This window comes from Rhizobium sp. CF142, assembly GCF_000281145.1.
In the GTDB taxonomy this organism is placed as follows: Bacteria; Pseudomonadota; Alphaproteobacteria; order Rhizobiales; family Rhizobiaceae; genus Rhizobium.
The window spans coordinates 19119-38506 of sequence record NZ_AJWE01000039.1; the positions used below are offsets into that span (position 1 = coordinate 19119).

The 19388-nt window shown below is 59.7% G+C and carries 19 protein-coding genes and 1 pseudogene; 14 read left to right on the top strand and 6 right to left on the bottom strand.

Annotated elements, in window-relative coordinates; all coding sequences use genetic code 11:
• Positions 1 to 72: 72 nt before the first annotated feature.
• The 5 genes from PMI11_RS10995 to PMI11_RS11015 all read right to left on the bottom strand — a co-directional run bounded on the left by PMI11_RS10995 (position 73) and on the right by PMI11_RS11015 (position 5404).
• Positions 73 to 807, bottom strand: a complete 735-nt coding sequence (locus PMI11_RS10995) for an SDR family oxidoreductase (RefSeq protein WP_007816672.1) — start codon at positions 805 to 807, stop codon at positions 73 to 75.
• Between the two features lie 9 nt (positions 808 to 816).
• Positions 817 to 1656 carry an oxidoreductase gene (locus PMI11_RS11000; protein WP_007816674.1) on the bottom strand — a complete coding sequence of 280 codons (840 nt, stop codon included), beginning with the start codon at positions 1654 to 1656 and terminating at the stop codon, positions 817 to 819.
• A gap of 16 nt (positions 1657 to 1672) precedes the next feature.
• Positions 1673 to 2656 (bottom strand): aldo/keto reductase, encoded by a 984-nt coding sequence (locus PMI11_RS11005; protein WP_007816675.1) that lies wholly within the window; start codon positions 2654 to 2656, stop codon positions 1673 to 1675.
• Between the two features lie 38 nt (positions 2657 to 2694).
• Positions 2695 to 3858 (bottom strand): aldo/keto reductase, encoded by a 1164-nt coding sequence (locus PMI11_RS11010; protein WP_007816677.1) that lies wholly within the window; start codon positions 3856 to 3858, stop codon positions 2695 to 2697.
• 100 nt (positions 3859 to 3958) lie between these two features.
• The gene (locus tag PMI11_RS11015; RefSeq protein WP_007816679.1) at positions 3959 to 5404 is read right to left on the bottom strand and encodes an MFS transporter; all 1446 of its coding nucleotides are present in this window, start codon (positions 5402 to 5404) and stop codon (positions 3959 to 3961) included.
• A gap of 132 nt (positions 5405 to 5536) precedes the next feature.
• Between PMI11_RS11015 and PMI11_RS11020 the strand changes: the two genes are divergently transcribed.
• The 14 genes from PMI11_RS11020 (at position 5537) to PMI11_RS11085 (ending at position 18394) form a co-directional block, all read left to right on the top strand.
• On the top strand, positions 5537 to 6430 hold the full coding sequence (locus tag PMI11_RS11020; RefSeq protein ID WP_007816682.1) for a LysR family transcriptional regulator: 894 nt from the start codon (positions 5537 to 5539) through the stop codon (positions 6428 to 6430).
• 120 nt (positions 6431 to 6550) lie between these two features.
• Positions 6551 to 7636: an alpha/beta hydrolase gene (locus PMI11_RS11025; protein ID WP_007816683.1), complete on the top strand. Its 1086-nt coding sequence runs from the start codon at positions 6551 to 6553 to the stop codon at positions 7634 to 7636.
• 150 nt (positions 7637 to 7786) lie between these two features.
• On the top strand, positions 7787 to 8797 hold the full coding sequence (locus tag PMI11_RS11030; RefSeq protein WP_244430555.1) for an alpha/beta hydrolase: 1011 nt from the start codon (positions 7787 to 7789) through the stop codon (positions 8795 to 8797).
• 175 nt (positions 8798 to 8972) lie between these two features.
• Positions 8973 to 9326, top strand: a complete 354-nt coding sequence (locus PMI11_RS11035; RefSeq protein WP_081493237.1) for a carboxymuconolactone decarboxylase family protein — start codon at positions 8973 to 8975, stop codon at positions 9324 to 9326.
• A 26-nt stretch (positions 9327 to 9352) separates the two neighbouring features.
• Positions 9353 to 9811: a (R)-mandelonitrile lyase gene (locus tag PMI11_RS11040; protein WP_244430556.1), complete on the top strand. Its 459-nt coding sequence runs from the start codon at positions 9353 to 9355 to the stop codon at positions 9809 to 9811.
• Positions 9812 to 9828: 17 nt separating this feature from the next.
• Positions 9829 to 10302 (top strand): cytochrome P460 family protein, encoded by a 474-nt coding sequence (locus tag PMI11_RS11045; protein WP_007816690.1) that lies wholly within the window; start codon positions 9829 to 9831, stop codon positions 10300 to 10302.
• 8 nt (positions 10303 to 10310) lie between these two features.
• The gene (locus PMI11_RS11050) at positions 10311 to 10979 is read left to right on the top strand and encodes a DUF4405 domain-containing protein (RefSeq protein ID WP_007816692.1); all 669 of its coding nucleotides are present in this window, start codon (positions 10311 to 10313) and stop codon (positions 10977 to 10979) included.
• A 228-nt stretch (positions 10980 to 11207) separates the two neighbouring features.
• On the top strand, positions 11208 to 12368 hold the full coding sequence (locus PMI11_RS11055; RefSeq protein ID WP_007816694.1) for an iron-containing alcohol dehydrogenase: 1161 nt from the start codon (positions 11208 to 11210) through the stop codon (positions 12366 to 12368).
• Positions 12368 to 12814: an acyl-CoA thioesterase gene (locus tag PMI11_RS11060; RefSeq protein WP_007816697.1), complete on the top strand. Its 447-nt coding sequence runs from the start codon at positions 12368 to 12370 to the stop codon at positions 12812 to 12814. Before PMI11_RS11055 ends, PMI11_RS11060 begins: the two co-directional genes overlap by 1 nt.
• Before the next feature lie 161 nt (positions 12815 to 12975).
• A complete protein-coding gene (gene paoA, locus PMI11_RS11065; protein ID WP_007816699.1) occupies positions 12976 to 13611 on the top strand; it encodes an aldehyde dehydrogenase iron-sulfur subunit PaoA in 636 nt (211 codons plus the stop codon).
• Positions 13608 to 14558, top strand: a complete 951-nt coding sequence (locus PMI11_RS11070) for an FAD binding domain-containing protein (protein WP_007816701.1) — start codon at positions 13608 to 13610, stop codon at positions 14556 to 14558. The genes paoA and PMI11_RS11070 overlap by 4 nt, the downstream gene beginning before the upstream one ends.
• A 3-nt stretch (positions 14559 to 14561) precedes the next feature.
• Positions 14562 to 16760, top strand: a complete 2199-nt coding sequence (gene paoC / locus PMI11_RS11075) for an aldehyde oxidoreductase molybdenum-binding subunit PaoC (RefSeq protein ID WP_007816704.1) — start codon at positions 14562 to 14564, stop codon at positions 16758 to 16760.
• A 63-nt stretch (positions 16761 to 16823) separates the two neighbouring features.
• Complete coding sequence (locus PMI11_RS11080; protein WP_007816706.1) at positions 16824 to 17735, top strand: XdhC family protein; 912 nt, start codon at positions 16824 to 16826, stop codon at positions 17733 to 17735.
• Positions 17732 to 18394 (top strand): nucleotidyltransferase family protein, encoded by a 663-nt coding sequence (locus tag PMI11_RS11085; RefSeq protein ID WP_007816708.1) that lies wholly within the window; start codon positions 17732 to 17734, stop codon positions 18392 to 18394. Before PMI11_RS11080 ends, PMI11_RS11085 begins: the two co-directional genes overlap by 4 nt.
• Positions 18395 to 18645: 251 nt before the next feature.
• Here PMI11_RS11085 and PMI11_RS11090 read toward each other — a convergent pair.
• Positions 18646 to 19388: pseudogene (locus PMI11_RS11090) on the bottom strand (guanylate cyclase); the annotation flags it as partial.

Here is a 19388-nt window from a genome sequence, read left to right on the forward strand (position 1 = left end):
GGCCGTGGCGACGCCGTCGGACAAACACTCCTCGTATCGGAATTCACGTCGGGACACGCGGCCAAGCAATGATTAGGGATCGACCTGCAGGACCGGACGAACCAGAATTTCCTGGACGAGGACGCGTGGGTGTTGCGCGAAGGCATAGACCAGCGCCTGCGCAACATCGTTGGGCGACAAAGCTTGGAGATTCTGCCGACGCTCGCGCAAGGCCTCCGGTGCCAGCCCATGGCCGAACTCCGTCCAAACGGCACCCGGTTCGATGACGCTTACGCGGATTCCGTCGGCACCGAGTTCTTTGCGCAGCGTCTCGTGAAAGCCGACCACCGCGTATTTGGTGGCGCAATAGACCGACCAGCCTGCCACGCCGTAGCGTCCACCGGTGCTCGATACCGACGCAATCATCGCGCCGCGGCGACCTTTCATCAGTGGAATCGCAGCCTGGGTGCAGCTCAAGAGACCGATCAGATTTGTCTCCACCATGCCACGCCAGTCCTCGGGCTGGCTGTCGGCAAAGCTTGAAAACATCCCGAAGCCGGCGTTATTGAAGAGCAGATCAAGCCCTCCATGCCGATCCTTGACCCGGTTGAACAGGGTTGCGACCTGACCGGGATCGGTAATGTCGGTAACGACAGGCATTGCGCGTTCTCCGAGTTCCCTTGCCAGTTGGACAATCCGCTCCTGCCGTCGTGCAACAAGCACGACATGGACGCCTTCCGAAACAAGCAACCGCGCCGTCGCTTCGCCGATCCCGCTCGATGCGCCCGTCACGACTGCGACCTTGCCGACCAGATTCTGCATTTCCATGACAGGCTCCTATCGATCGTCAGGCAAGAAGTCGGAGCTGACACTCAACCCTCTCCAGGCATCGATTTCCCGGCGTTGATTATCCACTTCGGTTCCGACGACGTTGACGGCGTCGCTGCCGAGAAGCAGTCGGGCCGGAAGTTCGCTGCGGCTTACAAGGTCGATCAACGCGGTGGCAGCCCTGTTCGGGTCGCCGGGTTGGGTCCCGTGTGTCTTGTCGTTTTCCTTGCGCCGTGGCCCGGCCGTATTCGCGTAGTCGTCGATTTTAGTCCCCGTCTGCTGCAGCGAGCGTCCGGCAAAGTCGGTCCGAAACGCTCCCGGCTCCACGATGGTAACGCGAATGCCGAGCGGAGCGACCTCCTTGCGAAGGGCGTCCGACATTCCTTCCATGGCGAATTTTGACGCGGAGTAATAGCCCGATCCGGGTGCTGCCAGACGACCGGCGATCGAGGAGACGTTCAAGATCGTACCGCTGCGGCGCGCCCGCATGGCCGGCAACGCGGCCTTGATCATCGAAACCGTCCCGAAGAAATTAGTGGCAAATAGGGCATCCACCTCCTGGTCGTCTCCCTCTTCGACCGCGGCGCGATAGCCGTATCCGGCATTGTTGACGAGCACGTCGATGCTGCCGAAACGATCCTGCGCCAGAGCGACGCTATTGCGGACCTGTTCCTTGTCGGTCACGTCGAGTGCTGCGGCAAGGGCGGTATCGGGAAAAGCCGCCACGATATCCTGCACCGCCGCAGTGCTCCGCGCGGTGACAACCGCATTGTGCCCTGCTTTCAAGACGGCCTCGGCGAGGCTGCGTCCTAGCCCCGTCGAACATCCGGTGATCAACCAATTCGTCATTGTTTTTCCCTTCGATCTACTTGCCGACCCGCGCCTGCAGATGGGCTGGATAGCGGTCACCGACGATCTCGATCTGCGATAAGGAGGCAGAAATGTCGGTAAGGTCCTGCGCCGAAAGGATCACCGAGGCAGCGCCAAGGTTCTCCTCCAGCCGGTGTAGTTTGGTCGTGCCGGGGATCGGCACGATCCATGGTTTGCGAGCAAGCAGCCAGGCAAGCGCGATCTGCGCCGGGGTTGCACCTTTTGCATCGGCAATGCTTGTGATCGCCGCGACGAGACTCTGGTTCGCCTTCAGCGCCTCAGGCGCAAAACGCGGAACGATGCTGCGGAAGTCCCCAGCGCCAAACGTGGCGGTCTCGTCGATCTTGCCGGTCAAAAACCCCTTCCCGAGCGGGCTGAACGGCACGAAGCTGATGCCGAGCTCTTCGAGCGTGGGAATGATCTCGGTCTCCGGCTCGCGCCAGAAGAGCGAATATTCGCTCTGAAGGGCGGCCACCGGCTGGACGGCATGCGCCCTGCGGATCGTTTGGGCTCCCGCCTCGGACAGACCGAACTCTTTGACCTTTCCTTCGGCGATCAGGTCCTTGACGACACCCGCCACGTCTTCTATCGGCACGTCGGGGTCGACGCGATGCTGGTAGAGCAAGTCGATGACGTCGGTTCGCAACCGGACGAGAGATGCTTCAACCGATGCCCGGACATAGTCAGGCCGGCTATTCAAGTGCTGTCCACCGTCCTGACTTGGAAGCTCGAAACCGAACTTGGTGGCGATCACGACGCTGTCCCGGATCGGCGCGAGAGCCTCGCCCAGCAATTCCTCATTTGTAAACGGGCCGTAGACCTGCGCCGTGTCGAAGAAGGTCACACCCCGATCATGTGCTGCGTGAATGAGCTTGATCGCTTCACTGGTCTCGGTCGCCGGTCCATAACCGTGGCTCAGTCCCATGCAGCCGAGACCAATTGCCGAAACGTCGAGTTTTCCGATTCTTCGCTTGTCCATATCTGCCTCTTTCAATCGTGCCGGAATGCTTGTTGATGTCAGGATTTGGGCGGTGCTTCGACCCCTGAGAGCGCGAGCACCGCCGGTGGCAGCCGTGCGCCCTGCACGGGAATTGCGGCAATCCTGGAATTCAATTCAACGAGTTCGTCCCCGGTGAACGAGATCGCCTCCGCCCCGAGATTTTCTTCCATATGCGGCGCCTTCGTCGTTCCGGGGATTGGCACGATCCACGGTTTCTGGGCCATCAGCCAGGCGAGCGCGATCTGAGCGGGCCGTGCCGACTTGCGTCTTGCCCAATCCTCGACGAGGGACACAATGGCCATGTTGGCTGCCAGATTGTCTGATGCGAAGCGTGGCACGACGGCACGGAAATCGCCCTGTGCAAAACGGGTGTCCTTGTTGATCGCACCCGTCAGGAAGCCCATTCCGAGCGGGCTCCACGGCACAAAACCGATGCCGAGTTCTTCGCAGAGCGGAATGATGTCGCGTTCCGGGTCGCGGACAAGGATCGAATATTCGTTCTGTATGGCTGTCAGTGGGTGCACGGCATGTGCCCTTCGTACAGTCTTCGGCCCCGGCTCCGAAAGCCCGTAATGCAGGACTTTTCCCTGAGCGACCAGGTCCTTGACCGCTCCTGCGACATCTTCGATCGGCACGGCCGGATCGACGCGGTGCTGGTAGACCATGTCGAGCCGATCGGTGCCCAGCCGTTTCAACATGCCCTCGACGGCAAGCTTGATGTGCTCGGGGCGACTGTTCAGACCGCCAAGCGACTTGCCGGTTTCAAGGTCGATGTTCCAGCCGAACTTGGATGAAAGGACGATATCGTTTCGAAACGGCCGAACGGCCTCCCCGAGGATCCGCTCAACTTCGAAGGGGCCATAGGCTTCGGCCGCATCGAACAGAGTGACGCCGCGGTCGGCGGCGTTGTGCACCAGCTTTATCATGTCGGCGCGGTCGGGTGCGGTCGCATAAAAGGTGCCCGTGAAATCCTGGCAGCCGAGGCCGAGGGCAGAAACCGTCAGGCCTGCGAGCCTTCTCGTTCCTGTAACGGCCGGCCCGGCCGCAGCCGCGCCTGCAAATGAAGCGCGCCCGACAATGGAGGCTGCGGCAATCGCAGCGCCGGTTTTCAGCAGCGATCTGCGACCCAGGACGCAAGAGCGCTCAGGCGCTGTTTCGCTGGCGATCGATATGCGGGACATATTGAACTCCTTTGTTGTTGATGGTTCAAACTAGGTCAGACCGCTCCATCCGATTATACCTCTGGATCAGCATGAAGCTATAAGAGAGCCTAATGAATGCTCAGCTTCGGGCAGCGCAAACATCGTTCGCAAGCGTCGCCCCAACCGCTATTTCCGCGGCATCGGCGACAGGCGCCCTGCGGATCGACAACACGGCGATCAGCAGGGCGAAAGCGAGCATAATCGTCCCGGCGTCGAAGGCGGTGCTCACCCGATGCGCGGTCAGTTCGATACCCTGCATGCCGGCCGCGCCGATGGCTGCGGCTGCGATCAAGATGCTGAGGCCGACAGATGCCCCGAGTTGATGGGCGACATTGACGGCCCCGGAGGCTGCGCCGGCATCGCCAATGTCGACTCGGGCGACACCCGAGGAGGTCAATGGGCTCAAGGTCAGGCCCTGGCTGACGCCGACCAGGACCATCGGCAGGGCCACCGACCAGATGTAGTCGGAGCCAACAGTAGCGCGGCTCAACCAGGCGATCGCGGCAAATCCAATGGAAAGGCCGATGATCAGGACCGACCTGCGACCGACGCGTCGGGTGAGCCGCGGCACCAGCATCGCTGTCGGGACATGCGGGATCGTGGCAGGCAGGAATGCGAGACCAGTCATTGCCGGACGAAAGCCTGCTACTTCCTGAAGATACACTGTGGCGAAGAAGTAAAAGCCGACCATGGCGCCGAGATAAAGCGCGCGGCACGCATAGGCACCGGACCGCTCCGCGTCGGCAAACAGGCGCAGAGGAAGAATTGGCTGTGCGGCGCGCCGTTCGATAAGCACGAACGCGCAGAGGAGAAGAAGCGCGCCGGCAACCGCGGCGCCGGCGAATGCATCCCATCCATGCTCGGCCGAGCGGATGAAGCCGTAGACGAGCGCACTCACAGCGATCGTCGACGTCAGCGCGCCAGGAACATCGAAACTGCCGGCGCGTCGTCCGGTCTCGTGAATATAGGCGCGCGCGCAAAGGATCATGGCGACGCCGATCGGCAGGTTGATGAGAAACCCGACACGCCATGAGAGCCAGTCGGCAAGAAGCCCGCCGACGACGAGCCCTGCCGTGGCCGAAAGTCCGGCGGCCGCACTGTAATAGGAGACGGCGCGGGTGCGTTCCTCTCCCTCGTCGAAGTTGGTCTGAAGCAGTGCGAGGGTGGCAGGTGCGAGAATTGCCGAACCGAGGCCCTGGATTGCTCTCCAGGCGAGCATCCAGCTCTCAGTCGGTGAGGCGCCGATCGCCACCGAGGCAATGGTAAAGACTGTCATGCCGATCATGAACATCCTGCGGCGGCCCAGAATATCGCCGGCGCGCGCGCCGAGAAGGAGGAATCCGCCGAAGGAAAGCGTATAGGCACTCTGGACCCACGCGAGACCGGCATCGGAGAAATTGAGGTCGTGATGGATCTTCGGCAGTCCGGTCAAAACGACGGAAACGTCGAGGACGACCATGACATAGCTGATGAGGATGATGGCAAGGATCTGCACCTTGCGCGGCTTTTGAGGTGAGTTAGACATGGATGGTTCCGATTTTTGGACCGGTTGGGAGCCGGCAATCGGTCGGGAGGACCTGATACCTCAAAGGTAGATTGCATTGTGCGCTGCGATTAGCTCTTATAATCGGCATGTGCCTATAAGGATACCTAATCAATGACGCAGGGAAACTTCAACGACATCGTCGCGTTTGTCACGGTCGCGCAGGAGGAGAGTTTTACAAGGGCTGCCGTCAAGCTCGGTGTGTCGCAGTCTGCACTCAGCCAAACGATCCGGGGACTGGAGGAACGGCTCGGGCTGAGACTGCTGACAAGGACGACAAGGCGTGTCTCGGCCACAATCGCGGGCGAACGGCTGCTGCGGACCGCAGCCCCCCGCCTTGAAGAAATCCACGCTGAAATTGCCGCGCTGACCGAAATGCGCGACAAGCCCGCCGGTGTGGTCCGTATTACTTCCGGTGAACATGCGGCCATCGCCGTGCTTGCGCCGGCGCTAGAGAAATTTCTCCCAGCCAATCCCGACGTCACGGTCGAAATCATCGTGGACTACGGCCTGACTGATATTGTTGCTGAACGCTTCGATGCCGGCGTACGCCTCGGAGAGCAAGTCGCAAAGGACATGATCGCCGTTCCGATCAGTCCCGATGTGCGGATGGCGGTCGTCGGCTCGCCAGATTATTTCCGTCAGCACCTTTGGCCAGATACGCCCCAGGACCTGACCGCGCACAATTGCATCAATATGCGCCTGCCCACGCACGGCAACATATTCGCTTGGGAATTCGAAAAGGACGGGCGGGAATTGCGCGTGCGCGTGGAGGGGCAACTCGTGTTCAACAATCTGACCATGCGGCTCGACGCTGCGCTCAGGGGCATCGGCCTAGCCTATATGCCGGAGGATCAGGTCCAGCATTACATCGACAAGGGGTCGTTGATCCGGGTGCTCGAGGACTGGTGCCAGCCTTTCGCAGGATATCACCTCTACTACCCCAACCGACGCCATGCCTCTCCGGCCTTCACCCTCGTTGCGGAGGCTCTGCGATACCGGAAGTAACGCGCTGATCAAAGCAATGTGATTAATAAGCACGACTAATGGCTTCATGCGCAATAAGCCATCTTATCGCCCACAGCCCAGGCGCCTACCTTTTCCGGGTCAACACCGGGGAAGGATGACATGACTCGTTTTGTAAAAAATGCGACGCTTGCGCTTCTGATATCGAGCCATCTCGCAATCGTGGGAACGGCGGCTGCACAATCGGACCAAAAGCGCGCGCCCATCGTGATTGCCGACCAGGGGAGCTTTTCGATCGGCGGAAAGACGGTCGCGACTGCGGGCAGTTACAACAACAACGCGCCGACCGCCGAGGGACAAACGTTCCATGGCGATCATCTCTACGCGTTTTACCAGGTGCCGGAAGAGGCAAAACCCCTGCCGATCGTCATGCTGCATGGTGCCTTTCAATCGGGCCGCAGCTGGGAGACGACCCCTGACGGCCGGGAAGGTTTCCAGACGATCTTCCTTCGGCGGGGCTTTCCGGTCTACATCGTCGACCAGCCGCGCCGGGGACGTGCGGGCAACAGCACTGTCGCCGCATCGATCGAGCCCACACCGTTCGACCAGCTCTTTTTCGACCAGTTTCGGCTCGGTGTCTGGCCGAACTATTACGACAATGTCCAGTTCGATCGAGATCCGAAAGCTCTCGACCAGTTCTTAAGCTCAGTGACGCCCAACACCGGACCCTATGATGCCGGGGTCATCTCGGACGCCATGTCGGCCCTTTTCGACCGGATCGGCGCCGGGATCCTCTTCACCCATTCGCAAGGCGGCGGGCCAGGATGGCTGACCGCGATCAAGAATCCCAAGGTCAAGGGTATCGTCGCGTTCGAGCCAGGCAGCGGCTTCATTTTCCCGGAAGGGGAAGCGCCAGAACCGATGCCGAGTGCGGCCGGCACACTGTCTGCCGAGACCGTTCCGCTTGCGGATTTCGAAAAACTCGCGCGCGTTCCGATCGTCATCTATTACGGCGACAATTTCCCGACCGAACCGACGACAAGCCGGGGCCAGGATAACTGGCGCGTAAGGCTGGCGATGGCCAGGCTTTGGGTGGCAGCCGTCAACAAGCACGGCGGAAACGCAACCCTCGTGCATCTGCCTGATATCGGCATCCGCGGCAATACCCACTTCATGTTCTCCGACCTCAACAATGTCGAGATCGCCGACCAGGTGTCGACGTTTCTGAAAGACAACAAGCTCGATTGAGGCCGCAGCTCAAGCTCGGCCCGGGCTCAATAACCCAATCCACGACTGAAGGAGAAGAAGATGACAGACCACGTCTTCAATGCCGAGCGACGCGCGTTCCTTGGCACCTCGGCCCTCGTCCTTTCCAGTGCGATGATAGGAGTTTCCACTATGACAACGGCTAAGGCTGTGGCAGCAGACTACAAACAGAACCCTTTCACACTCGTCTATAACGGTGCGATCACCAAGAACGAAGCGGGGAAGGTGAACATCCATCCGGTCGCCTACAAGCTCAACGGTCTCGACATTGTCGCCAACGTGTACACTCCGGCCGACTACGACCCGAGCAGGAAGTATCCAACCATTGTCCTTGCCCATCCGAACGGTGGCGTGAAGGAGCAGACAACGGGACTCTACGCCCAGCGTCTGGCAGAAAAAGGCTTCATCACGATTACGGCGGACGCCGCGTATCAGGGCGGAAGCGGTGGTGCGCCGCGAAGCACGGACAAACCTCAGTTCCGTGTCGAAGATATCCATGGCATGGCCGACTTCATCAGCAGTTTCCCGGGCGTCGATACGGCGCGACTGGGTCTATTTGGCATCTGCGGTGGGGGTGGCTACTCGCTCGCTGCTGCAAAGACCGACAAGCGCTTCAAGGCGGTAGCGACACTGAGCATGTTCAATTCAGGGCGTGTGCGGCGCAACGGCTTCCAGGATTCTCAGATGGACACGATCCAGAAACGCCTGCAGCAGGCCTCGGCTGCACGCGCTCAGGAGGCAATGGGCGGCACTGTCCTCTATGCGGGCGATGCGGATCTGACGGATGCGCAAATCGACGCGCTTCCATTCGACCTCTACCGGCAGGGATACCACTATTACTGGCGCACCAATGCGCATCCGGGCTCAACCTTCAAGTACACGATGAGCAGCTTGATGGACCTTATGCGCTGGGACGCGACTGATGAGATCGAACTCATTGACGTGCCCCTGCTGATGATCGCAGGAAGCGACGCCGACACTCTCTATATGACCGAAGACGCGTTCCCGAAGGCCACTGGCACCAAGGACAAGGAACTCTTCAAGATCGCTGGCGCAAAGCACATCGAGACCTACTGGGTTCCCGAGTATGTCGATGCTGCCCTCAACAAGCTGACACCGTTCTTTGGCCGAACACTGGTCTGAACTTGTCCGCAGACGCGCGGCACTCGAGCCGGGTACCGATGGCAAGGGTGTCCCAACACCCCCGCTTTCTGCGGATGGCGCGTTCAAACGCGCGACAAGGAGCTTCAACGTGAAAGTATCAGCAAGAGGTCTCACCCTCGTCACCGCCATCTTTTTAGCCGCAGGATCCACCACCATGGCACACGCACAGTCTTCGGGTCAGCCCGAGCCGTCGTCGAAACAGCAAACACGCGCCCAGCAGCTGATGGGCGACACGGCGCCCAAGCTCGCCGAACTGACTGACGGGATCCTCTACAACGATATTTGGGAGCGCCCGGACCTGTCGAAGCGCGACCGAAGCCTCGTGACGATTTCGGCGTTAATTGCCCTCAATCGCCCCGATCAGCTTCGTTCGCATATCCGGCTCGGCTTGCAAAACGGTCTCACGCGGGACGAAATCGTCGAGACGATCACCCATATGGCTTTCTACTCCGGCTGGCCGAGTGCTGTCTCGGCGGTCGCCGTCGCCAAGGAGGTTTTTGCCGAATGACCGGGACCGGGACCATGGCCACCTGCATGTTGGCCGCAGCTGCATTATCAGCAGCATCCCCTTCTGTTGCGGCTGATTCAATCGTCATCACGCATGCCGGTTCGCAGCCGGGAGCAGCAGGATCTTCGGACAATTTTGTCGGGTCTGTGCGCGTCGAAGACAGGTTCAAGGCAACCGCGCCCGCCACCGTCGTCGGCGCAACCGTCATCTTTAGCCCCGGGGCGCGGACAGCCTGGCACAGCCATCCGCTCGGGCAGACACTCATTGTCTCCGACGGCCTTGGCTGGGTGCAGATGTGGGGAGGCAAAATACAGGAAATTCACCCTGGCGACGTCGTGTGGATCCCACCGAACGTGAAGCATTGGCATGGGGCAACGGCAGATGCCGGTATGACCCACATCGCCTTTTCCGAAACGGTCGAGGGCAAGTCGGTCGATTGGATGGAGCAGGTCAGCGACGCCCAGTACAACGATCACACACGTTAACCGAAAGGTCCGACGCGATGCACCATGTTTTCAAACGCATTTCTTGTCTTGCCGCAATGGTAGGGGTCATCTTCCTGGTTGGTTGGCGGGTCGACGCCGAACCGAACCGCACGACGCTTCCAGATATCGCCACGCTCGTCCATTATTCGACCGTCACACGCGGCGAAGTGACCGAACACATCATGACGACGCCGCAGGCAATCGAGGCCGTCAAGAACGGTCAGCCTGTTCCCGCTGGGTCCCATTTCGTGCTCGTCGATTACCGCGACAACAAGGTCTTCCGCTACTTCGTCATGGAAAAAGGCCAGGGCTGGGGCGCAGACTATGACGAGAACCGCAGGACCGGCGACTGGCAATTTCAGTGGTTCAAGCCGGACGGCACGATCAACCTTGCTGAAAATACCGCGCGATGCCAGGCGTGCCACTCCTCGAGGGCCGACCGCGAGTTTCTTTATACCTTTAACGAGCTTCGCCGGTTCGAGGTCGATTGAGAACAGGCATGACAAACCTTTTTGCGCTGCGCATCCTGCTTGACTTCGTGGCCGTGGCACTCCTCGTGGCGTGCCTTGCCTATTGGTGGCAGGACAATCTGATCCACGAACTGCTCGGCACGGCACTGTTCGTTCTCGTGCTTGCCCACAATGTCTTCAACAGACAATGGCTCGGCGCGCCGAAGGCGAGCGACGCCCCTCGCCTCATTAGCACACTGGTGATCGTCTCTACTGCCAGCCTGATGCTGACCATGATCATGACGAGCTTGCTGATCTCGCGAGACGTCTTTGCCTTCACCGCGATCACCGGTGCCTTCACCATCCGTGAGATCCATATGTTTGCGGCCTATTGGACGCTGCTTGTCGTCTCGCTTCACCTCGGAACACGATGGTTTGCCGTGATTGCAATATGTCGCAAGCTGTTTGGTCTGCAAGGATCGAACCGGTGGCGCAAGGGCTTTCTGCGTTTGCTCGTCGCCGGTATCTCCATTTGGGGTGTCAGAAGCTACAGCGAAATGGCCTTCGGATCGAAACTGATGCTGACCTACTCGCTCGATATGTGGGATTTCAACGAACAGGCAATGAGGTTTTTCCTCAATTACGCGTCCATCGTCGGCCTGCATGTAACGTTAGGTCACTACGGGCTTTGCATGATCAGGATGCAGAAACCAAGCTGACCAAGGATTAAGCGACCGGCTCGTGCAATCGGCACGCGCGAGCGGCCATTAGTGGGGAAGTTGTGACTGTAACGTCGCCTCGTTACGATCTGGCGCATCCATAAAATGAGAATGCGAGCTGCGGATTTGCGCCATGGACCCGAACCTGGATGAATCCTAGTCTTCCAGCCGGTCTACTTTCAGACCGTGGGCGGCGTGCCCAATCATGCCGGAGACGATTTATCGGTCATGGAAAAATTTGTATTCAATACGACACCGCAGATCGTCTTGCGATCCGGAGCTTCAAAGGAGGCGGGCGGCATCATAGGGCAGAGGCTCGGGGAACGTGTCCTGTTGGTCACCGATCGGGGGATCAGAAATCTCGGCCTCTGCGATCGGGCCCTGCGCTCGCTCAAAGGTGCAGGCATCGACGTCTCGATATTCGACAGTGTCGAAGCCGACCCATCGATCAAAACGGTTCACGACGCGACCGAAGCTGCCAAGGCAGCCGGTGTGACCGGCGTCATCGGTTTTGGCGGCGGCTCGTCTCTTGATGTTGCAAAGCTCGTAGCCTTGCTGTGCGGCTCAAACGAGGACATCGATGGCGCTTGGGGGGTCGGCAACGCCAAAGGACCCCGATTGCCCCTCGTGCTCATACCAACGACTGCTGGCACCGGGTCGGAAGTGACGCCGGTCTCGATCATCACTGTTGATGATGACGAAAAGCGCGGCGTTTCATCGCCCATCATCTTACCCGACATCGCGATTCTCGACGCCGATCTCACCCTTGGACTTCCGTCTCAGATCACGGCGTCGACCGGCGTCGACGCGATGGTCCATGCTATCGAAGCCTACACGTCAAGAAGCGCGAACAACAATCCTTTGTCGAAAATGCTCGCTCGCCAGGCGCTGCAACTTCTTGGCGCCAACATCGAGAGGGTCGTCTGCGACGGCATGAATCGGGAAGCGCGAGAGGCCATGCTTCTCGGTTCCATGTTGGCAGGTCAGGCTTTCGCCAATTCTCCGGTCGCAGCGGTCCATGCTCTCGCCTATCCGATGGGGAGTTCATTCCATATTCCGCATGGACTTTCCACCGCGCTGTTGCTCCCGCATGTGCTGCGTTTCAATGCCCCCGTCGCCGCAACGCTCTATGGGCAAATCGCACCCGACCTATTCCCTGACCTCGCCTGTCAGCACGACGGCCAGGTCAGATGCGCTGCGTTCATCGACCGTCTCGCCGGCCTTTTGCAAAGCATCGGGCTGCAGACGAGACTGCGCGATGTCGGGATCGGTGAGGACCACCTTTTCGGAATGGCGCGCGATGCGATGAAACAGACGCGGCTTTTGATCAACAATCCACGCGAGGTCGGCCAAGCCGACGCGTTGGCGATCTACAAGGCGGCATGGTGATGGTGGAACGTCAAAGTCCGAGCCAGCGGTCGAGCTTTAAGACCTTTCGCGATCTGATGACGCGCTGGTCAGACAACGACATCTACGGGCATATGAACAACGTGGTCCACTATAGCCTCTTCGACACGGCGATAAACGGCTTCCTCATCGAGCATGGCGCTCTCGATATCAAGAGAGGCGCCGACGTCTTTCTGGTGGTCGAAACCGGATGCCGATATCACGCCGAATTACAATTCCCCGACGAGATAAGCGCCGGCCTGCGTGTCGCGAAACTCGGTCGATCGTCAGTAAGGTATGAGATCGGTCTGTTTCGCAACGAGGAAACAACTGCGGCAGCGGAAGGCTTCTTCGTCCATGTGAGCGTAAACCGCCTATCCAGGCGACCATCCTCCATCAGCCCAGTTACACGACGTTTGCTTGAGCCACTTCTTGTACAGGAAGGCTGATCCGCTTCGCTGATCACGCATTTATGAATGACAAACATAACGGCATGTGACGACCAGCATCTAATCCTCCTGGTTCTTAACCCTATGTTGTTTTTTCGCGCCATCGCCGGACCGGCAGCGCGCATCCTACGCCACCCGAACGGTACGAAGTGGAGCTGGACATGCAAAAACCTATCCAACTTGAATTGTCTCGCAGGGACTTACTTATCTCGTCGGCTGCGTCCGTTGCGGCCACCGGGGTCGCAGGGAAAGCGGCTGCGCAATCCCAAAAGGAAGACATGAACCACTCATCCAAGGTCTCCTTCATCGTCAACGACGAGGACCGCGAGCTCGAACTTGACAACAGGACCACGCTGCTCGACGCCTTGCGTGAGCATCTGCATCTGACCGGTACAAAAAAGGGGTGCGATCACGGCCAATGTGGTGCCTGCACCGTCATCGTCGACGGCCGTCGTATCAATTCGTGTCTAACGCTCGCGGTCATGCATGAAGGCGACAAGATCACGACGATCGAAGGCCTGGGCAAGCCCGGCGACCTTCATCCCATGCAGGCCGCCTTCGTCAAACACGATGGCTTCCAGTGCGGCTATTGCACGCCGGGACAGATCTGTTCTTCGGTGGCGGTGCTTGAAGAGATCAAGGCGAATATCCCAAGCCACGTGACCGGGGACTTGACCAGCCCGGCACAAGCGACAGCCGCGGAAGTTCGCGAGCGGATGAGCGGCAATATCTGTCGATGCGGGGCTTACTCCAACATTCTGGACGCCATATCCGAAGTCGGAGGAATCAAAGCATGAAAGCCTTCACCTTCGAACGCGCCTCATCCGTAGAGGCGGCCGCCAGAGCTGTCGCTTCCAATCCGCAGGCCAAATTTATTGCGGGAGGCACCAACCTGCTTGATCTCATGAAGCTCGAGATCGAAGTGCCGACGCACTTGGTCGACGTAAATGGCTTGGGTCTCGACAAGATCGAAGCCACGCCTGAAGGCGGGCTTCGCATAGGCGCTCTGGTTCGCAACACCGATCTTGCTGCCCACGAGACTGTTCGCCGCGATTATGGGCTCCTGTCACGGGCGCTGGTTGCAGGCGCGTCAGGACAATTGCGCAACAAGGCAACGACTGCCGGAAATCTTCTCCAGCGCACGCGCTGTCCCTACTTTTACGACCCGTACCAGCCTTGCAACAAGCGCCAGCCCGGAAGCGGCTGTTCCGCACTTGGCGGGTTCTCACGCCAACATGCGGTGGTCGGCATAAGTGATGCCTGCATCGCGACGCATCCAAGCGATATGGCAATCGCCATGCGCGCGCTTGATGCAACTGTCGAAACCGTCAAACCGGATGGAGCCCGCCGTTCGATTGCGATCGCTGACTTCCACAGGCTTGCCGGCGAGACGCCGCACATAGAGACTGTTCTGGAACGCGGCGAATTCGTAACGGCTGTCCTTTTGCCACCGCCGATCGGCGGCAAGCAGATCTATCGCAAGGTTCGCGATCGCGCCTCCTACGCTTTTGCCCTCGTTTCCGTCGGGGCCGTCATTCATCCGAACGGGACAGGAAGACTGGCCGTCGGCGGCGTTGCTCACAAGCCATGGCGCATCGAGGCGGCTGACGCCGAACTGCCGAAGGGCGCGAAGGCAGCTGCGCAAATCTTGCTCGCCGATGCTCGTCCGACAGAACAAAACCGATTCAAGGTTGATCTCGTCGAACGTACGCTCGGCGCAGTGATCGCAGAAGCAAGGGGTTGAGCCATGAAGTTCGACACACCAGCAACCACCAATCCGATCGACAGGATGAAAGTTATCGGACAACCGATCCACCGTATTGACGGCCAGCTCAAGACGACCGGTCGCGCGATGTATGCCTATGAATGGCACGACCCGACCATCCCATACGCCTACGGTTACCCGGTCGGCGCTGCCATTGCCAAAGGCCGCATCAAGTCGATTGACATCGCAGCAGCCAGGAAAGCACCCGGCGTGGTCGCCATTATCACAACGATGGACGTCGGAGAGCTGAAAAAGGGCAAGTTCAACACCGCCAAGCTTTTTGGTGGCGAGGAGATCCAGCACTACCATCAAGCGATCGCTGTCGTCGTCGCCGAAACATTCGAACATGCCCGCGCCGCGGCCGCTCTCGTGAAGGTCGACTATTCCGAAGGGAAGGGTTCATTCGATCTTGCTGCAGAGACAGACAAGGCCATCAAGCCAGACGAATCTCATAGACCGGACACGGCCGTTGGCGACTTTCAGGCTGCATTCGGGACCGCACCTGTCACGCTCGACCAAAGCTACGCAACGCCAGATCAATCGCACGCGATGATGGAGCCGCATGCCTCGATCGCAGCCTGGGACGGCGATGATATCACCGTTTGGACGTCCAGTCAGATGATCGACTGGTGGCGGTCCGACCTTGCGACGACGCTCGGTGTCGAGAAGGAGAAGATCCACTTGATGTCGCCGTTTATCGGCGGCGGATTCGGTGGCAAGCTGTTTCTTCGCGCCGATGCCGTTCTTGCCGCCTTTGGTGCGAAGGCAGCAAAGCGCCCCGTCAAGGTCGCCCTGCCGCGTCCATTCCTGATGAACAATAGCACGCACCGTCCCGCAACAATCCAGCGTATCCGCATCGGTGCCGAGCGTGACGGCAAAATAACGGCCATTGCACATGAAAGCTGGTCGGGTGATCTTCCGGGCGGCGGGCCGGAAACAGCGGTCAATCAGACGCGGCTTCTCTATGCGGGCGCAAACCGGATGACAGCCATGCGCCTTGCGACACTCGATCTTCCGGAAGGCAATGCAATGCGTGCTCCCGGCGAGGCGCCAGGGTTGATGGCACTCGAAATCGCCATAGACGAAATGGCGGAGAAGGTCGGATTAGACCCGGTGGATTTCCGGATCCTCAACGATACCCAGGTCGATCCCGAGAGACCTGAACGGCCTTTCTCGCATCGCGATCTTGCTGGCTGTCTCAACCGCGGGGCCGCTGAGTTCGGTTGGAACAGTCGCCCGCAACCAGGCTCAAGGCGCGATGGGAACTGGCTCGTCGGCATGGGCGTCGCTGCGGCCTTTCGTGATAACCTCGTGCTGCCATCCGGAGCCCGTGTAAAGCTCGACGCCAATGGCGTGATCACGGTCGAGACCGATATGACGGATATTGGCACTGGCAGCTACACGATCATCGCTCAAACGGCTGCCGAAATGATGGGTGTCACCGTCGACAAAGTCGCGGTTCAACTCGGCGATTCGCGTTTTCCCGTCTCCGCCGGTTCCGGTGGGCAGTTCGGTGCAAACTCCGCGACATCGGGCGTTTATGCCGCCTGCGTCAAGCTTCGTGAGGCGATCGCCCAAAAGCTCGGCTTCAACTCCGAAGACGTCGTCTTCGAGAATGGTGAGGTTCGCTCTGGGAACCGATCGGTTGCGCTTGCGGAGGCCGCCGGACCGGATGGCCTCCTCGGAGAAGATACTATGGAATGGGGCGGCCTCGCCAAGACACACCAACAATCGACGTTCGGTGCCCACTTTGTCGAGGTCGGCGTAGACATCGCCACCGGCGAGACGCGCATCCGTCGCATGCTGGCCGTCTGCGCGGCCGGCCGTATCCTCAACCCGATTACGGCGCGCAGCCAAGTGATCGGCGCGATGACGATGGGCGCCGGCGGCGCGCTTTCGGAGGAACTGGCGGTCGACACCCGCCGCGGCTATTTCGTCAATCACGACCTGGCCGGCTATGAAGTTCCTGTTCATGCCGACATCCCGCACCAAGAGGTCATTTTTATGGACGAGACAGACCCTATGTCGTCACCGATGAAGGCCAAGGGAGTTGGCGAGCTTGGTCTTTGCGGCGTCGCAGCAGCGATCGCCAACGCAATCTATAACGCAACGGGCATTCGCGTCAGGCATTACCCGATCACGCTCGACAAGCTGATCGGCAATCTGCCCGACGTCGCTTGATGACCTTTGAGGGCGGTCGATCCGGCCGCCCTCGAGGCGTTTAAGGAGCCGAAAACGAACGACATGCTGATCTCGACCTATGTACCAACGCCCGTCAGGGACCGGATAACCGACGATCCGGCAGACATCCTCCAATTTGCCATCAACGCCTATCAAGACGGCGCGGTGGCATTGGCGACACTCGTCGAAATCAGAGGCGGGGCCGCCCGTGCGCTGGGCTCACAAGTCGCAGTTGCCATCGACGGCCGCTTCTGCGGCTACGTCTCTGGGGGCTGCGTCGAGGCCGCCGTCGCTCACGAAGCCTTGCAAGCCATTGCCGAGGGCGCAGACCGCACGGTCAAGTTTGGAGACGGATCCCCCTTCTTCGACATTGTGCTGCCCTGCGGTGGCGGGATTACCGTCGCCATCCACGTGCTCAGGGATGTCGAAGTGCTGGAGCAGGTTATCGAACAACTCCAGCAGCGAAACCCCGCATCCCTGCGATATTCGCCGGAGCGTCAGCTCCTCGACGTAGCCGAACCAGCTGCAAAGACAGCCTGGATCAACGAACAGTTCATCACCGTCTACCGCCCCGCCACGCGGGTTTTGATTTCGGGCCAGAGCGTCGAGGCCTGCCGCCTCGCAGGGCTTGCCAAAGCCGCGGGCTATGCCGTCGTGCAGCCCGAGTTCGGTGAAAGCGGCAAACGAGCAATCGACCCATTCACCGCAGTCGTGATGCTGCACCACGACCTCGAGGCGGAGCTTGCAATCATGGATGCTGCTCTCGGCTCGCCGGCTTTCTATATAGGCGCCCTCGGCAGCACACGCACCCACCGAAGGCGCGTCGAACGTCTGCAAGGTCGCGGGTGGGACCTTGAAGACATCAACCGGATCAAGGCGCCGATCGGCTCATTCGGCCCGACAAAGGATTCAGCCTCGCTCGCGCTGTCGATCCTCGGCGACATCGCGGCAACGCGCCTGACGGTGTTCGGATGACGATCGACCCATCGCCCAAGGCCTCGGCGATATCGGTGGTCGCTGTCGTTTTAGGTGCTGGACGATCAAGCCGGATGGGCGCGAGTGGCCCTCACAAGCTGCTGGTGGAATTTGAGGGCGTTCCATTGATCCGCAGGTCGACGCTTATCGCGCTCGGCAGCGAATGCCGCTCGGTTGTCGTTGTCAGCGGCCACCAGACCCTCGAAATACAAGCAGCGATCAAAGATCTCGATGTCCAGGCTGTTTACAACGAGCATTATTCATCGGGCATAGGGTCATCGCTCGCCCTCGGCGTGAGGGTGGCCCAAACCAGTCAGCCCGACGGCATCATGATCGTCCTTGCGGACATGCCGGTTCTGACCAGCGCCAACCTCAACGCGCTGATCGCCGCTTTTCGTGACGCCAACGGAGCGTCGGTCGTTCGCGCCACAGCACAGGGAACATCCGGCAACCCGGTGATTTTCCCGCGTCCGCTTTATCATCGCTTACAAGATCTGAGCAGTGATATCGGCGCACGCCGCGTAATAGAGAAAGGTGGACTGCCCGTCGTCAACGTGGAGATCGGCGAGGCCGCGCTCGTCGATGTCGACACGCAGGATCAGGTTGCTGCCGCTGGCGGCGTATTGCCGGCACAGATTGCTCCCTCAGTAAAGCGATGATGGCGACACGACGCCGGTTGCGGCATGTTTGCCGCGCGCGATGGGATTAGACCGGCAGCACAGATGATCAGCTGCGTCGGGCGTGTGTTCATCCGTCTATGTGCCATCATAGGCAGCGGCATCCACGTGCACCTGTCGCATGGTGTTTCGGCAGGGAAGAAACCTACTCCGGAAAAATTCGAACGCGCTATTTCGCCCCCGTCGCCGGGGCCACACGGATCAAACATCGTCCTTTGCTCTAATGGTGTGCGTCACCGAAACAGAAAAAGCCGGAAACGGGCCGAAGGACGCACATAAAGATATCCGTCCATACCAGCCTTCGCATCCTTGTCCACGAAGACCGCGTAGCAGTTTCGGGGCAATGTCGGAAACCATGAGCATATCGCATCACCCTCGATCTGGCTGGACCCTTCGCCGTGCCACTTGCCCACATTGACGGATGCTTTGCCATCAGCTGAGGTTTTTCGAACGGCGCTTTCGCCGGTCTCAAGCTCAGTACCGGCCAACTCATGACCAAAGAAGACATTCTTGATCTGCTGACCGTTAAGCCGCAATGGCGAGGCAGGATCTAGGTTGAACGGTAATTCCGGGACCCCCGACTTGGTCAATCCCACCAGGAGCGACCGCGTGTCGTCATAATTTTTGAACGGGAACCCGTTCATGGCCAGAAGCCCGGAGAACGCTCCGGCATTCTCATCGCGGGCGTGCGCGTCGAGTTCCTGGCGGATTTCCATGGTGCCTTCGATACGGCCGAGCCGGCCCGCCATGCTGAGCAACAATTGGCCGCCAAGATAGCGAGACCAGGCGTCGAAGGTTTCTGTACCCGATCTGATCGCCTGAAGCTCGATCGTGGCTTCGTCGTAGCGTTGAGTTGCAAAGAGGCCAAAGCCCTTCAGGAAATGTCTCCACGGCGTCCAGTTCGGGTCAACCTTGGCCGCGCGTTCGACGAATTCCAGACCCTTCGTCGCCTGCCCGTTCAAGATCAACGCGTATG